The organism is Mycobacterium sp. M23085 (genome assembly GCF_045343915.1).
In the GTDB taxonomy this organism is placed as follows: Bacteria; Actinomycetota; Actinomycetes; order Mycobacteriales; family Mycobacteriaceae; genus Mycobacterium.
This window is the reverse complement of sequence record NZ_CP174280.1, coordinates 1,117,416-1,133,095: the sequence shown is the minus strand read 5'-3', so window position 1 is coordinate 1,133,095 and position 15,680 is coordinate 1,117,416. Positions and strand designations below refer to the sequence as shown.

At 68.8% G+C, this 15,680-nt stretch carries 13 protein-coding genes; 11 read left to right on the top strand and 2 right to left on the bottom strand.

Translation table 11 applies throughout. From position 1 onward, the window contains the following. Nucleotides 1–31: 31 nt before the first annotated feature. The 6 genes from ruvC (at nt 32) to ACIUM1_RS04665 (ending at nt 4,579) form a co-directional block, all read left to right on the top strand. Nucleotides 32–598: a crossover junction endodeoxyribonuclease RuvC gene (gene ruvC / locus ACIUM1_RS04690; RefSeq protein ID WP_406817530.1), complete on the top strand. Its 567-nt coding sequence runs from the start codon at nt 32–34 to the stop codon at nt 596–598. Next, on the top strand, nt 595–1,197 hold the full coding sequence (ruvA, locus tag ACIUM1_RS04685; RefSeq protein ID WP_406816106.1) for a Holliday junction branch migration protein RuvA: 603 nt from the start codon (nt 595–597) through the stop codon (nt 1,195–1,197). The genes ruvC and ruvA overlap by 4 nt, the downstream gene beginning before the upstream one ends. After that, nucleotides 1,194–2,264 (top strand): Holliday junction branch migration DNA helicase RuvB, encoded by a 1,071-nt coding sequence (gene ruvB, locus ACIUM1_RS04680; protein ID WP_406816105.1) that lies wholly within the window; start codon nt 1,194–1,196, stop codon nt 2,262–2,264. Before ruvA ends, ruvB begins: the two co-directional genes overlap by 4 nt. 252 nt (nt 2,265–2,516) lie before the next feature. Continuing rightward, entirely contained in the window at nt 2,517–3,209 is a 693-nt protein-coding gene (locus tag ACIUM1_RS04675; protein WP_406816104.1) for a hypothetical protein, read from the top strand. A 164-nt stretch (nt 3,210–3,373) separates the two neighbouring features. Continuing rightward, on the top strand, nt 3,374–3,757 hold the full coding sequence (locus ACIUM1_RS04670) for a DUF1304 domain-containing protein (protein ID WP_406816103.1): 384 nt from the start codon (nt 3,374–3,376) through the stop codon (nt 3,755–3,757). Nucleotides 3,758–3,889: 132 nt separating this feature from the next. Beyond that, on the top strand, nt 3,890–4,579 hold the full coding sequence (locus tag ACIUM1_RS04665) for a hypothetical protein (protein ID WP_406816102.1): 690 nt from the start codon (nt 3,890–3,892) through the stop codon (nt 4,577–4,579). Between the two features lie 63 nt (nt 4,580–4,642). On the opposite strand, the gene car is transcribed toward ACIUM1_RS04665, so the two are convergent. Both car and gabT read right to left on the bottom strand, forming a co-directional pair. Beyond that, on the bottom strand, nt 4,643–8,164 hold the full coding sequence (gene car, locus ACIUM1_RS04660) for a carboxylic acid reductase (protein WP_406816101.1): 3,522 nt from the start codon (nt 8,162–8,164) through the stop codon (nt 4,643–4,645). 143 nt (nt 8,165–8,307) lie between these two features. Further along, nucleotides 8,308–9,648, bottom strand: coding sequence for a 4-aminobutyrate--2-oxoglutarate transaminase (gabT, locus tag ACIUM1_RS04655; RefSeq protein ID WP_406816100.1), 1,341 nt, complete (start codon nt 9,646–9,648; stop codon nt 8,308–8,310). Nucleotides 9,649–9,867: 219 nt separating this feature from the next. On the opposite strand from gabT, the gene yajC reads away from it, so the two are divergent. The 5 genes from yajC to ACIUM1_RS04630 all read left to right on the top strand — a co-directional run bounded on the left by yajC (nt 9,868) and on the right by ACIUM1_RS04630 (nt 15,650). After that, nucleotides 9,868–10,194 (top strand): preprotein translocase subunit YajC, encoded by a 327-nt coding sequence (gene yajC, locus ACIUM1_RS04650; RefSeq protein ID WP_406816099.1) that lies wholly within the window; start codon nt 9,868–9,870, stop codon nt 10,192–10,194. A 113-nt stretch (nt 10,195–10,307) separates the two neighbouring features. Further along, on the top strand, nt 10,308–12,143 hold the full coding sequence (secD, locus tag ACIUM1_RS04645) for a protein translocase subunit SecD (protein WP_406816098.1): 1,836 nt from the start codon (nt 10,308–10,310) through the stop codon (nt 12,141–12,143). Between the two features lie 3 nt (nt 12,144–12,146). Further along, nucleotides 12,147–13,427 carry a protein translocase subunit SecF gene (gene secF, locus ACIUM1_RS04640; protein WP_406816097.1) on the top strand — a complete coding sequence of 427 codons (1,281 nt, stop codon included), beginning with the start codon at nt 12,147–12,149 and terminating at the stop codon, nt 13,425–13,427. A 4-nt stretch (nt 13,428–13,431) separates the two neighbouring features. Continuing rightward, nucleotides 13,432–15,126 carry an ABC transporter substrate-binding protein gene (locus ACIUM1_RS04635; RefSeq protein WP_406816096.1) on the top strand — a complete coding sequence of 565 codons (1,695 nt, stop codon included), beginning with the start codon at nt 13,432–13,434 and terminating at the stop codon, nt 15,124–15,126. Next, a complete protein-coding gene (locus ACIUM1_RS04630) occupies nt 15,108–15,650 on the top strand; it encodes an adenine phosphoribosyltransferase (protein WP_406816095.1) in 543 nt (180 codons plus the stop codon). Before ACIUM1_RS04635 ends, ACIUM1_RS04630 begins: the two co-directional genes overlap by 19 nt. The last annotated feature ends 30 nt before the right edge of the window (nt 15,651–15,680 follow it).

Sequence of the window (15,680 nt, the reverse complement as noted above, 5' to 3'; positions counted from 1 at the left end):
CGAACAGTTGTTCTACCAGGTGGGAGCGGGAATGCGGGTGATGGGCGTCGACCCCGGCCTGACCCGATGCGGTCTGTCGGTCGTCGAAAGCGGGCGCGGCCGAACGGTCGTCGCGCTGGACGTCGACGTGGTGCGCACCCCGTCGGACGCGCCGCTGGCCGAGCGGCTGCTGAAGATCAGTGATGCCGTCGAGCATTGGCTGGCCACCCACCAGCCGGACGTCATGGCGGTCGAGCGGGTGTTCTCGCAACTCAACGTGTCCACGGTGATGGGCACCGCGCAGGCCGGCGGCGTGGTCGCGCTGGCGGCGGCCAAGCGCGGCATCGACGTGCACTTCCACACCCCCAGCGAGGTCAAGGCCGCGGTCACCGGCAACGGCGCGGCGGACAAGGCACAAGTCACCGCGATGGTCACCAGAATCCTTGCGCTGCAGGCGAAACCGTCGCCGGCCGACGCCGCCGACGCGCTGGCGTTGGCGATCTGTCATTGCTGGCGGGCGCCGATGATCGCGCGCAGGGCCGCGGCCGAGGCGATGGCCGCCGAGCAGCGGCAGAAATATCGGGCCAAGTTGGACGCCAAGCTGAAGGCCGCGCGATGATCGCCTCGGTGCGCGGGGAGGTCCTCGAGGTGGCGCTTGATCACGTGGTGATCGAGGCGGCCGGCGTCGGCTACCGGGTGAACGCCACCCCGTCGACGCTGTCCACGCTGCGAACCGGGACCGAGGCCCGGCTGATCACCGCGATGATCGTGCGCGAGGACTCGATGACGTTGTACGGGTTCACCGACACCGATACCCGCGACCTGTTCCTGACGCTGCTGTCGGTCTCGGGCGTGGGGCCGCGGCTGGCCATGGCGACCCTGGCTGTGCACGACGCCGGGGCGCTGCGACAGGCGCTGCACGACGGTGACGTCACCGCGCTGACCCGGGTGCCCGGCATCGGCAAGCGCAGCGCCGAACGGATGGTCTTGGAGTTGCGCGACAAGGTCGGGGTCGGCGTCGCGGCCGGGGGCGCGTCAGCGAGTGCGGCCCTCAACGGCCACGCGGTGCGCGGGCCGGTGGTGGAGGCACTGGTCGGGCTCGGCTTTGCCGTCAAGCAGGCCGAGGAAGCCACCGACAAGGTGCTGGCCGGCGAACAGGGCGCGACCACATCGGGCGCGCTGCGCGCCGCGCTGTCGATGTTGGGTAAGTCCCGATGACGGACGGCTTTGAGGACGGTTTCGAGGACGGCTACGCCGAACGCGAGGTCTCCGGCGCGCTGGTGGCCGGGGAGGGCGACATCGACGTCAGCCTGCGACCGCGCTCGCTGCGCGAGTTCATCGGCCAGCCGCGGGTGCGCGAACAGCTGCAGCTCGTCATCGAGGGGGCCAAAAACCGCGGCGGCACACCGGATCACATTCTGCTGTCCGGCCCGCCGGGGCTGGGCAAGACGTCGCTGGCCATGATCATCGCTGCCGAGCTCGGGTCCTCGCTGCGGATGACCTCGGGTCCGGCGCTGGAACGCGCCGGCGACCTGGCGGCGATGCTGTCCAACCTGGTCGAGCACGATGTGCTGTTCATCGACGAGATCCACCGCATCGCCCGGCCCGCCGAGGAGATGCTGTACCTGGCCATGGAGGACTTCCGGGTCGACGTGGTGGTCGGCAAGGGCCCGGGGGCGACGTCGATTCCGCTTGAGGTGGCGCCGTTCACGTTGGTCGGCGCGACCACCCGGTCCGGTGCGCTGACCGGCCCACTGCGGGACCGGTTCGGATTCACCGCGCACATGGACTTCTACGAGCCCCCCGAGCTGGAGCGGGTGCTGGCCCGCTCGGCCGGGATCTTGGGTATCGAACTCGGCGGCGACGCGGCCGAGGAGATCGCCCGGCGCTCGCGCGGCACGCCGCGGATCGCCAACCGGCTCCTTCGCCGGGTGCGCGACTTCGCCGAGGTGCGCGCCGACGGCGTGATCACCCGCGACGTCGCCAAGGCCGCGCTGGCGGTGTACGACGTCGACGAGCTGGGCCTGGACCGGCTCGACCGGGCGGTGCTCTCGGCGCTGACCCGCAGCTTCGGCGGCGGACCCGTCGGCGTCTCCACGCTGGCGGTGGCGGTGGGTGAGGAGGCGGCCACCGTCGAGGAGGTGTGCGAGCCGTTCCTGGTGCGCGCCGGGATGGTCGCCCGCACACCGCGCGGGCGGGTGGCCACCGCCCAGGCCTGGACGCACCTCGGCATGACGCCGCCGGCCGGGGTGACCGGCTTCGGCCAGGCCGGTCTGTTCGACTAGTAGGCCAACCGCCTCCGGGCCATTTCGCGGCCAAATCGTGACCTTTGCGCCGAGCCGGGGCCCCCGCGTCGCCCGGCGCGGCCTCCGGCCAGCTCAGACCGCCGGCACGGGGAAGACGCGAACCCGTCCGGGGCGGCGCACCCCGCGCCTCAGTGACCCCAGCAAACACTCGCGCACCGGGTGACCGGTTACACCCCGGCGCCGTCGGGTAACCAGCCTCACAGCAGTCATACCTGTTAAAAGGAGGTTCCGATGAGGACCACGAGCAACGACTACGACCGCCCTCGCGCGCTGTACATGCCACGTACCCGCGGCGCGCTAATCGGGTTACTTCTGATTCTTCTGGGTGCGTGGGGTGCGTTGGTGCCGTTCTTCGGGCCCGACGTCAACTGGGCGTACATGGCCGACCCGGCCTGGACGTGGACCACGGCCAAGGGCTGGCTGGAGGTTCTCCCCGGCCTCGCCACCGCAGTGGGCGGCCTGCTGGTGCTGATGTCCGGTAACCGCGCCAGTGCCGTGCTCGGCGGCTGGCTGGCCGTCGCCGGCGGCGCCTGGTTCGTGGTCGGCCGCGCATTCGCGTCGCTGCTCGGTATCGGCGACATCGGTCAACCGATGGCGTCGACCGACCTGAAGCGGGCCCTGCTCGATGTCACCTACTTCACCGGCCTGGGCACCCTGATCGTCTTCCTGGGCGGGGCCGCGGTGGCGCGCCTGGCCGTCCGCCACGCCCGCGACGTCGTGGTGACGCACCCGGCGCCGGTGGCGGCTGAGGCCGTCCCAGCGGCTCAGCCGGCCATGTACGACGAGACTCGCGTCCCGGCAGGAGCGCCGGCGGACGCCGTGCCGGACGAGCGGGGGACCCGTGGACGCACCGGCGGTGGCCTGTTCCGTCGGCGCACCGGCGATGGCGGCCTGTTCCACCGGCACCACCACGCCGGCGCCTAGCGAGGCACTCCCACCCAAGGTGAGAAGGCGCCGGTAGCCCACGGCTACCGGCGCCCTTTCGCGTCAGGCTGGCCCGGGTAACCGGCCGTGGGTAATGTTCACCAGGCGCCGAGTCAAGCAAATCCAGGCCGCCGTGCGCGGGCCTCGACGAGCGAGGAGCAGCGATGATCGCCGCCGGATTGGTGTTCGCCGCCCTGGCGGCGTTACTGCACGTCTACATCTTTGTGATGGAATCGTTGACCTGGACCTCGCCACGCACCCGCGCCACCTTCGGCACCACCGCGGCCGAAGCCGAGACCACCAAGCTGCTCGCCTTCAACCAGGGCTTCTACAATTTGTTCCTGGCTGTCGTCGCCGGTGTGGGAATCATCGCAGTTGCTTTGGGGCACAGGGGGATTGGGGCGGCGCTGATCTTCGCCGGCGTCGGATCAATGGCCGCCGCAGCGGTGGTGCTGGTCGCGTCCGACCGCGGCAAGGCGCGCGCCGCCGCGACGCAGGGCACCTTCCCGGCGATCGCAATTGTGCTGCTGCTGCTCGGCCTTCAGTAGTAACAGCAGTCCCATCAGCCTCAAAAGTCACCGGCTGGCGGTGGCTTTCGCCTGCCGCGTGGGTTACTAGTGGTAGGCGCTGGGTAACCATCCGAGGCCGGAATTCGACCCGGTATTCAACGAGGGGAAATCATGAAATACGCAGAAGACGGCCAAACCCGCGGGCTGAGTATGCCGCGCTCGCGCGGTGCGGTCAGCGGATTGCTCCTGGTCATTTTAGGAGCCTGGGGGGCGTTAATACCGTTTGTCGGCCCGCACTTCAATTTTGCCTACACACCGGACCGGGACTGGGCGTGGTCGACGGCCCGGGGCTGGCTCGAGGTGGCGCCGGGCGTGGCCACCGCACTGGGCGGTCTCATGCTGATCGTCGCCGGGAACCGTGTCGCCGCGATGCTGGGTGGTTGGCTGGCCGTGCTGGCCGGTGCCTGGTTCGTGGTGGGTGGTCAGGTCGCCCCGCTGCTGGGCATCGGCTCCGCCGGTGACCCGATTGCCGCGACGGATCGCAAGCGCGCGGTGCTCGAGGTCACCTATTTCTCCGGCCTGGGCGCGCTGATCATCTTCGTCGGTGGCGTCGTGCTGGCGCGCACCGCCGTGCGGCTGGCCCGCGACGTGCATCCGGTGACGGCCGAACGCGCCGCGGCGCCGGCCGTTGAGCCCTACCGGGATTCGGCCTACGAGCCGGCCGAGGTCTCCTCGGGCGCGCTGACCAAGCCGCGAGCCTCGGTGGAACCCGAACCCAAGCGGGGATGGCGCCGCAACCGCGCCGGTGCCGGAGCCGGGCCTAACGCCGCGTACCTGCGCTGGCCGCACCCACAGCAGTAGTTTCCGCCGATCAATAGCAATCGCCCAGTCCCGCAACGGGACTGGGCGATTGTGTTCTTGCCTTTACAGCAGTCCGAGCAACTCGAGGTTGGTGATGTACTTGACGATGACCGCCGGCGACACATGCGGAATGTCTTTGTCGGGGCCAATTTTCGCTTCCTGCACCGCGGCACGGAACACATCGGTCGGCGCCATCGAACCGTTGATCGGCTTTTCCGGCTTCTGGTAGTTGTGCAACAGCGGCAGCAGCGAGTACTGACGCTGCCGATCCGGCAGGGTCCGTAGCGAGGTCTCGAACCGCCGCAGCCACTCGGAGTAATCGGCGATGCGCTCGATCGGATACCCGGCCTCGACCAGCCAGTCGATGTACTCGTCGAGTCCGATGCCGTCGTCGTACGGGTTCATCACGTGGTAGGTCTGGAAGCCGGTGTCACTGTCGGTGATCTGGGTTCCCAGCGTCGAGATCGCCGCGGCGATGAACTCGACCGGCAGGCCGTCGTAGTGCGCCCGCTGCCGGTTGCCCTCGGCGTCCAACTCGTAGAACGACTTTGGCGCGATACCGGTGGCGACCAGGCTCAGCATCAGCCGGGTGAACATGTCCGGCAGGTTGAGCTGTCCGGCATAGGTGGTGTCGGCCAAGATCATGTCGCAGCGGAACACCGTGACGGGCAGGCCGCACAGGTCGTGCGCCTCCCGCAGCAGCACCTCGCCGGCCCACTTGCTGTTGCCGTAGCCGTTGGCGTAGTTGTCGTTGACCTCGCGGGTGGCGCTGATCTGCCGGATGTCGGCGTTCTCGACGAACTTGCCCGGCTCGATCTGGTCACCCACACCGATCGTCGACACGTACGTGTACGGCTTTTGCTTTGACGTCAGTGCGATCCGGATCAGCTCCGCGGTGCCCAGGGCGTTGGGCCCGAACAGTTCGCTGTACGGCAGCACGTGGTTCACCAGCGCCGCCGGGTCGACGATGATATCGACCGTGTCGGCCAGTCGCTGCCAGGTCTGGGCATCCAGGCCAAGGTTGGCCTCGCCCTTGTCGCCCGCAATGACCTCGAGGTGATCGGCGGCCAGCTTCTGGTAGTGCGCCAGCAGTTTCGGGTCGCCGCTGTCGAACGTCTTGTCCAGCCGGGCGCGTGCCTCCTCGTCGGAGCGGGCCCGCACCAGGGCGATGACCTTGCCGTCGACCATGTCCATCCGCTCGAGCCATTCCAGTGCCAGGTAGCGGCCCAGGAATCCGGTGGCGCCGGTCAACAGCACCGTGCGCACCTCGGCCGACGGCTTCGGCAGGCTCGGCGCGCCGGCCAGGATGGCCTCGTCGAGGAACTTGTCCAGCGTGAGGTCACTGGCGTGCACCGTGGTGGCGTCGCGGCCGTGCACCGCGGCGAACGTCGGTCGCTTGGAACCCTGCCGCTCGGCCTCGACGTAAGCGGCGATGGCCGCCAAGTCGTTGGCCGGGCTGACGATCACGCCAACCGGCACGTCGACGTCGAAGATCTCACGCAGCAGGTTACCGAATGTCAACGCCGACAACGAGTCTCCACCCAGATCGGTGAAGTGGGCGTCGGGGGACACCTCGGTGCTCGCGGTCCCCAGCATGGCGGCCGCGGCCCGGCTCACGGTCTGCAGCACCGGCGCCTGGGCGCCGCTGCGGCGCAGTTCGGCCAGCTCGTTGGCCTGTCCGGCGGCCAGGTCGGCGTAGATCTGCTCGAGGCGTTCCCCGTAGTGCTGCTTGAGCTTCGGCCACGCCAGCTTGCGGATCCCGGTCAGCAGACCGTTTTCCAGGCTGAACGGCGTGGTCTCGATGATGAAGTCGCGCGGCACTTCGTAGGACTGCAGCCCGGTCTCTTTGGCGACCTTCTGCATCGAGTCGGCAATCTTTGGCTTGAGCGACGCTAGCCCTGTTTCGGCGTTTTGGCCCAAGGCCTCTTCGGTCGGCACCACGACAGCCAGCAGGTAGGGCTGGGAGCTGTTGCCGTACACGTAGATCTGCCGGATCAGCGGGCTGTTGCCGAACACCGCCTCCAGCTTGGCCAGCGTCACGAACTCGCCCTGGGCCAGCTTCAGCACGTTGTTGCGGCGGTCGACGTACACCAGCCGGTCCGGAGCGAGCTCGGCGAACACGTCACCGGTGCGGTAGTACCCGTCGTCGTCGAAAACGTTCGCGGTGGTCTCGGCCCGCTTGTAGTAGCCCGGGAACATGTTCTCGGTCCGCAGCAACAGCTCACCGCGCGGATGCGGCCGGTCGGTGCTGAAGTAACCCAGGTCCGGAACGTCGACCAGCTTGTAGTCGACCACCGGCGGACGCTGAATCTGCCCGTCGAACAACACCATTCCGGCTTCGGTCGAGCCGTAGCCGTCCATCAGGTGCATCTGCAGCAGCGACTCGGTCCACTTCTTCAACTCCGGCGAGGTGGGTGCCGATCCCGTCATCGCGAAGATGAACCGCCCGCCCAGCAGGTACTGGCGCTGTTCGGCCAGCACCTCGGCCTCGACCGCTTCACGGTCGCCGCCGTCGGCCAGACGACGCTCGACCTGGCGCTGGAATTCACCGAACAGGGTTTCCCAGATGCGGGGCACGAAGTTCAGCTCGGTGGGGCGCACCAACTCGAGGTCCTCGAGCAGGGTGGACAGGTCGCTGCGGGCCGCGAAGTAGGCGGTGCCGCCATTGCCCAACGTGCCGTAGAGGATGCCGCGTCCCATGACGTGGCTCATCGGCATGAAGTTGAGGGTGATCGACGCGGCGCTCTCGCCGAACCAGTTCTTGCTGCCGCGGCGCCACATCTTGCCGACGTTGCTCTGCGGGTACATGGCGCCCTTGGGGGCGCCGGTGCTGCCGGAGGTGTAGATCAGCAGGGCCAGCGAGTCCTCGTCGGTCTCCTGCTCGGCAACCGGCGGCAAGTCCTTGCCGCGCTGCAGCACGTCGGCGAGCCGCTCGACAACCACGTCGGTGTCGGCCAGCCGCGCAACCGCGTCGTCGAAGGCCTCGCGCTGGTCGTCGACCTCGGGCTGATAGTCGAACACCACGAGCTTGCCGGGCATGTGCTCGCCGGCCAGGATCAGCTCGACGGCGTCGGGCAGTTGGTCGACGCTGGAGGCGATCAGGCTCGGCTCGGTTTCGGCAACGATGGGCAGCAGCGACGTGGTCGCCGCGCTGGTCTGCAGCGGCACCGAGACGGCTCCGATGGTGCCCAGCGCCATGTCGATGGTGGCGTAGTCGACGCTGTTGAAGCCCAGCACGCAGACGCGGTCGCCGGGGTTCACCGAGTCAGTGGCCCAAGCGCGACCGAGGGCCGAAACCCGTTCCCCGAGCGCGCCATACGTGATGGTTTCGAAGCGGGGGAGCAGCTCGGCCGACGTACGCCCGGTCTTGGCGTCTTTGACGAATTCCACGACGCGCTGCGCGAGTGCCGGCCGGTCGGCGTAGCCGTCCAGCACGGTCTTGATGATCTGGGGCAGTCGCAGTCCGGGCTGTTCGAGGGCGGCGGTGATCGCCGGGTCCGGTCGGGCGGCGGCGAATTGCGGGTCGTTGGCAGTGAGTTCCTCGACGCGGCGGTCGAGTTGTTCGTCATGCATAGCAGTCGACATAACAGATCCCTTGCGAATGAAAGATAGCGAGTCAATTTGCGCTTTCGCGCTGACCCATAGAACGTTAGCTAAAGTAACGTTATTCCACCATGATCTGGCGGTTGTGGTGTTTGTGACATTGCCCACGCGGGGCTTCGGAGGTCCTACAGGTCGCGCAGCAGTCCGGCCAGGATGTCGATCCCCTCCGCCAGCAGCTCGTCGCTGATGGTCAGCGGGGGCAACAGCCTGATGATGTTGCCGTACATGCCACAGGTCAGGACGATCACTCCGGCTGCGGCGGCCGCGACGGTCAGTTTTTGAGTCAGTTCCTTGTCGGGCTCGGCGGTTCCCGACTTCACCAGTTCGATGGCGATCATCGCGCCCCGCCCGCGCACATCGCCGATCCGGTCGTCACCGGCCTGCAGGCGCAGCAGTGGCTCGGTGATCAAGCGTTCCAATTGCCGGGCCCGGTCGATCAATCCGTCGTTCTCGATCGTCTCGATGGTGGCCAACGCTGCCGCGCAAGCTAGTGGGTTTCCGCCGAAGGTGCCGCCCAAACCGCCGACATGCGGCGCGTCCATGATCTGGGCCCGGCCGGTGACCGCCGACAGCGGCAGTCCGTCGGCGATCGCCTTGGCGGTGCAGATCAGGTCGGGCTCGATGCCCTCGTGTTCACAGGCGAACATGGCGCCGGAGCGCGCGAACCCGGTCTGCACCTCGTCGGCGATGAACACCACGTCGTTCTTGCGGCACCACTCCAGCAAGGACGGCAAAAATCCCTCCGCCGGAACGATAAAGCCGCCCTCGCCCTGGATGGGCTCGATGAGGAGGGCGGCCAGGTTGTCGGCGCCGATCTGACTGTCGATCACGTTGATGGTGCGCGCGGCGGCCTTCTCCCCGTCGGTGGCCAGTTCCTTGTCGACCAGGCCGTCCCGGTAGGGGTAGGACAGCGGCGCGCGGTAGACCTCCGGCGCGAACGGGCCGAAGCCGTCCTTGTAAGGCTTCGACTTGGCCGTCAGCGCCATGGTCAGATTGGTGCGGCCGTGGTAGGCGTGGTTGAACGCCACCACGGCGGGCTTGCGGGTGTACGCGCGGGCGACCTTGACGGCGTTCTCGACCGCCTCAGCGCCGGAGTTGAACAGCACCGAGCGCTTCTCACCGGAGCCCGGGGTGATCCGGTTGAGCGTCTCCGCGACGGCGACGTAGGACTCGTAGGGCGTCACCATGAAGCAGGTGTGGGTGAACTCGCCCACCTGCGCGCGCACCGCCTCGACCACCCGGGGCGACGAGTTGCCGATCGTCGTCACCGCGATGCCGGATCCGAGGTCGATCAACCGGTTGCCGTCGACGTCCTCGACGATGCCGCCGCCGGCGCGGGCCACGAAGACCGGCACCGACACGTTCACCGCGTGCGACACCGCGGCCGCCCGGCGCTTGGTCAGTTCCAGCGATGCCGGACCGGGGATCTCGGTGACCAGCTGGCGAGTCTGCTCGAGGCTGGCCACCACATAACTCCTCCCGGCGCCGCGCGCATCACGTCGCCCCAAAAGCCTATCGAGCTTGGCGCCGGCGGGCACTCCGTGCACCGTGGCGGTCGGTCGCGGCCTGGGGCCTGCCACACTGAACGGGCACACTGGACCGTTACGGGGTGCGCGACGCTCGAGTCGTACCGGCACCCAGCCACCAGGAAGCCCCAAAATTTACGACGAAAGACAGGCGCGTCCATGCAGAGTTTGATCCTGTTCCTGCCCTTCCTGCTCATCATGGGCGGGTTCATGTACTTGGCATCGCGCCGCCAGAAGCGTGCGATGCAGGCCACCATCGACCTGCAGGAGTCGCTGCGCCCCGGCGACCGGGTGCACACCACCTCGGGCCTGCAAGCCACCGTCGTCGGCATCACCGACGACACCGTCGACCTCGAGATCGCACCCGGAGTGGTGACCACCTGGATGAAGCTGGCGATCCGCGACCGGATCCTGCCCGACGACGACGAGGATCTGGCCGACGGCGACGACGCCGCCGACGAGGGCTCGATCACCAAGGATTTGTGACGCGGATTGCGCACCGATCGCGGAGCCGGTGGACCGCTTGCGCAGTGGGCGAATGCGGGCCACGTAGGCTCTGTCCGGGGTAAGTAACCGATTTTCGAGGAGATAGAAGGAACGTGGCATCGTCTTCCGCGCCGGTGCACCCTGCCCGCTACCTGTCGGTCTTCTTGCTATTGCTCGTCGGCGTGTACCTGCTGGTGTTCCTCACCGGGGACAAGCGGGCCGCTCCCAAGCTCGGCATCGACCTGCAGGGCGGCACCCGCGTCACGCTGACCGCACGCACCCCGGACGGCTCGAAGCCCAGCCGCGAGGCGTTGGCACAGGCCCAGCAGATCATCGGTGCCCGGGTCAACGGTCTCGGCGTCTCCGGTTCGGAGGTTGTCGTCGACGGCGACAACCTGATCATCACGGTCCCCGGCAACGACGGGAACGAGGCCCGCAACCTGGGCCAGACCGCCCGGCTTTATATCCGGCCGGTGCTCAACTCGATGCCCGTGCAGGGCGCCGAGCCCAAGCCGCCGGCCCGCCAGCCGGCGCCCGGCCAGCCGGCGCCCGGTCAGCCGGCGCCGGGGCAACCTGCGCCCGGTCAGCCCGCGCCGGGCCAGCCGGCGCCCGGTCAACCGGCTCCGGGTGCTCAGCCGGCCCCCGCTCACCCGGGTGCCCAGCCGCGGCCGTATCCGCAGGATCCGCCGCCGTCGCCCAGCCCCGCGCCCGCTCCCGCGCCCGCTCCGGCCCCGGCTCCCGCACCCGGGGCACCCGCCCCAGCACCGGGAGGGCCCGCAGCGGAGGCGCCGCCCGGCGAACAGCCCGCGCCGCCTGACCCGCGCAAGGAACTCGCCGACCGCATCGCCGACGAGAAGAAGTGGCGCCAGAGCACGCGTCAGGGCATTCAGTTCCTCGCCCTGCAGTTCCAGGCGACACGCTGCGACAAAGAAGACATCCTGGCCGGCAACGACGATCCGGCCCTGCCGCTGGTCACCTGCTCGACCGATCACAAGGTCGCCTACCTGCTGGGCCCGTCGATCATCAGCGGTGACCAGATCCAGGACGCCAGCGCGAGCCAGAATCCGCGCGGCATCGGCTACGTCGTCGATGTCCAGTTCAAGCCCGCCGCCGCCAACACCTGGGCCGACTTCACCGCCGCCCACATCGGTACCCAGACCGCGTTCACCCTGGACTCGCAGGTGGTCAGCGCCCCGATGATCCAGGAAGCCATTCCCGGCGGCCGGACACAGATCAGCGGGGGCGATCCGCCATTCACCGCGGCGACCGCCAAACAGCTGGCCAACGTCCTCAAGTACGGTTCACTGCCGCTGTCGTTCGAGGCGTCGGAGGCCCAAACCGTCTCGGCGACACTGGGATTGACCTCGCTGCGAGCGGGGCTGGTCGCGGGTGCGATCGGCTTGGTCCTGGTGCTGCTGTATTCGCTGCTGTATTACCGGGTGCTGGGATTGCTCACGGCGCTCTCGCTGGGTGCTTCCGGCGCAATGATTTTCGCCATCCTGGTGATCCTGGGCCGGCAGATCAACTACACACTGGATCTGGCGGGTATCGCGGGTCTGATCATCGGTATCGGCACCACCGCCGACTCGTTCGTCGTCTTCTTCGAGCGCATCAAAGATGAGATCCGCGAAGGCCGTTCGTTCCGGTCGGCGGTGCCACGAGGTTGGGTGCGGGCCCGCAAGACGATCGTGTCGGGTAACGCCGTCACCTTCCTGGCCGCCGCGGTGCTGTACGCGCTGGCGATCGGCCAGGTGCGGGGATTCGCCTTCACGTTGGGCCTCACCACGGTCCTCGACATCGTGGTGGTGTTCCTGGTGACCTGGCCACTGGTGTACCTGGCGTCCAAGTCCCCGACGCTGGCCAAGCCGGCGTACAACGGCCTGGGTGCCGTCCAGCAGGTCGCCCGGGAACGGCGGGCTTCGGCGCAGGTCAAGACGGGACGGGGTTAGCGCATGCCTTCCTCCAAAGCCTCCAAGGAGGCAACCGAGATCACCGAAGCCTCCGACGGCGCCACCGAGCTGACCGATAGCGGCGCCGCCGGGCTGCCGCGCCATGGCTTCCTGTCGCGCCTCTACACCGGCACCGGCGCGTTCGAGGTGGTCGGGCGGCGCCGGTTGTGGTTCGGCATCAGCGGCGCGATCGTCGCCGTCGCCGTGCTGTCGATCCTGTTGCGCGGCTTCACGTTCGGCATCGACTTCAACGGCGGCACCACGGTGTCGATGCCCGCCGCCGGACAGGCCGGCACCGTGCAGACCTCGCAGGTCTCCGAGGTGTTCCGCAAGACCCTCGGCAGCGATCCGGAATCGGTGGTCGTCGTCGGCAACGGTTCCGGGGCGACCGTGCAGATCCGCTCCAAAACCCTGACCAACGACCAGACGACCAAGCTGCGCAACGCCCTGTTCGACGCCTTCAAACCCAAGGGCGCCGACGGGAAGCCCAGCAAGCAGGCCATCAGCGACGCGGCGGTGTCCGAGACCTGGGGCGAGCAGATCACCGACAAGGCGCTGATCGCCCTCGCCGTCTTCCTGGTGCTGGTCGGCGTCTACATCATGGTGCGCTACGAGCGGTACATGGCGATCTCCGCGCTGACGACCATGGTTTTCGACCTGAGCGTCACCGCCGGGGTGTACTCGCTGGTCGGTTTCGAAGTCACGCCGGCCACCGTGATCGGCCTGCTGACGATTCTCGGTTTCTCCCTCTACGACACGGTCATCGTGTTCGACAAGGTCGAGGAGAACACCCACGGCTTCCAACACACCACCCGGCGCACCTTCGCCGAGCAGGCCAACCTGGCGATCAACCAGACGTTCATGCGCTCCATCAACACCAGCCTGATCAGCGTGCTGCCGGTGCTGGCGCTGATGGTCGTGGCGGTGTGGCTGCTGGGCGTCGGCACGCTGAAGGATCTGGCGCTGGTGCAGCTGGTCGGCATCCTGGTCGGCACCTACTCGTCGATCTTCTTCGCCACACCGCTGCTGGTCACCCTGCGCGAACGCACCGAGCTGGTGCGCACCCACACCCGCCGCGTGATGCGGCGGCGCAGCCCCGGCTCGCGCGCGGCGGCCGAGACCGCCACCGACGCCGACGCCGACGCCGACGCGGCCGCGGATGAAGCGACGGAGGCGGCCGAGCCGTCCAAGCCCGCGCCGAGCAAGCCGGCGCCGGGCGCCCGTCCCGTGCGGCCGACCGGGACCCGGCGTCCCACCGGCAAGCGGAACGTCGGCCGGCGGTAGGCCGATGGCCACCGGGTACCGGGGAACTGGGGCCGATCGTGGCGCGCTCATCGGCCGGCGGACCCTGGCCGGCTGGATCGGCGCCGGATTGGCGGTAGTCCTGACGGCGGGCTTCGCGCTGACCGCATGCGCCGGCAGCGCCGCCTCCCAGATCGACTACGTGGTCGACGGCCCACTGTCCACCTACAACACCAACACCGTCGCCGGTGCCGCGTCGGCCGGGGCCCAGGCATTCGCCCGCACGCTCACCGGATTCAGCTATCACGGCCCCGACGGGCAAACCGTCGCCGACCGCGACTTCGGCACCGTGTCGGTGGTCGGCGGGACGCCGCTGGTGCTGGATTACCAGATCGCCGACAACGCGGTCTACTCCGACGGCAAGCCGGTGACCTGCGACGACATCGTTCTCGCCTGGGCGGCCCAGTCCGGCAAGTACCCCGACTTCCACGCCGCCACCCAGGCCGGCTATCTCGACATCGCCAACGTCGAGTGCATGCCCGGGCAGAAGAAGGCCCGGGTTTCCTTCATCCCGGACCGCGGCGTCATCGACTACAACCAGCTGTTCACCGCGACCACGCTGATGCCGTCGCATGTCATCGCCGACCAACTCAACGTCGACGTGACCGCGGCTTTGCTCAGCAACAACGGCCCCCTGGTGCAGCAGATCGCGAAGCTGTGGAACACCATCTGGGACCTCAAACCCGGGATCGACCTGAAGCGTTTCCCGTCGTCGGGGCCGTACAAGATCGAATCCGTGCTGGACGGCGGCGCGGTGGTGCTCGTCGCCAACGACCGGTGGTGGGGACCCAAGGCCATCACCAAGCGGGTGACCGTGTGGTCGCAGGGGCCCGACATCCAGGACCGGGTCAACAGCCGCAACGTCGACGTGGTCGACGTCGCCGCGGGTTCGTCCGGGGCACTGACCACGCCGGACAACTACGAGCGCTCCGACGGGCCATCAGATGGCGTCGAGCAGCTGATCTTCGCTCCGCAGGGACCGCTGGCGGCGGTCAAGGCGCGGCGCGCGGTCGCGCTGTGCACGCCGCGCGATTCACTGGCCAAGGACGCGGGGACACCGATCGCCAACTCGCGCCTGGACCCGGCCACCGATGACGCCGTGTCGGCTGGTGACGGGGCCGCCGAGGCCGACCCGTACAGCAAGGCCGATCCCGTCGCCGCCCGCAACGCCCTCGGCGGTGTGCCGTTGACGGTCCGGATCGGGTATCACGGGCCCAATGCGCGGCTCGCGGTCAACGTCGGGGTCATCACCAAGGCATGCGCCGCGGCGGGAATCACAGTCGCCGGCGTCACCCTGGACGGTTCGGGCCCGCAGGCGCTGCGGGACGGGAAGATCGACGCGTTGCTGGCCAGCACCGGCGGGGCCACCGGCAGCGGGTCGACGGGCTCGTCGGCGCTCGACGCCTACACCCTGCACACCGGCAACGGCAACAACCTGTCCGGGTATACAAACCCGCAGGTCGACAACGCGATCAGCGCACTGGCCGTCTCGGCCGACGCCGCCGAGAAAGCCCGGCTGCTGACCGAAACCGCCCCGGTGCTGTGGGCCGACATGCCGACGTTGCCGCTGTATCGGCAGCAGCGCACGTTGCTCACCTCCAAGAAGATGTACGCGGTGAGCAAGAACCCGACCCGGTGGGGCGCGGGCTGGAACATGGACCGATGGGCCCTCATCCAGTGACCCCGTCCGTCGCCGACGTCATCGAAGCGTTGACCCGTAAGGTGCCCGACTTCCCCAAGCCGGGGATCCAGTTCAAGGACCTCACCCCGGTGTTCGCCGACCGCGCCGGCATGACGGCGGTCGTCGACGCGCTGGCCGAGCTCACCTCCGGCGCCGACCTGGTGGCCGGCATCGACTCCCGCGGGTTCTTGGTGGCGGCGGCCGTCGCCGACCGGCTGCGCACCGGCGTCCTGGCCATCCGCAAGGGCGGGAAACTCCCGCCGCCGGTGCACAGCGAGTCCTACGACCTGGAATACGGCAGCGCGACGCTGGAGGTGCCCGCCGACGGGATCGACCTGCGCGGGCGCGAGGTGGTGATCATCGACGACGTGCTGGCCACCGGCGGCACCCTGGCCGCGGCGGCCCGGCTGCTTGACCGCACCGGAGCCCGGGTCACCGCGGCGGCGGTGGTGGTGGAGCTCGCCGGCCTGCGCGGCCGGGAAGCCGTCGCTCCGCTGCCGGTACACAGCCTGAGCCGCGCCTAGCCTGGCCGATCACGCGATATCCTCGAGGGC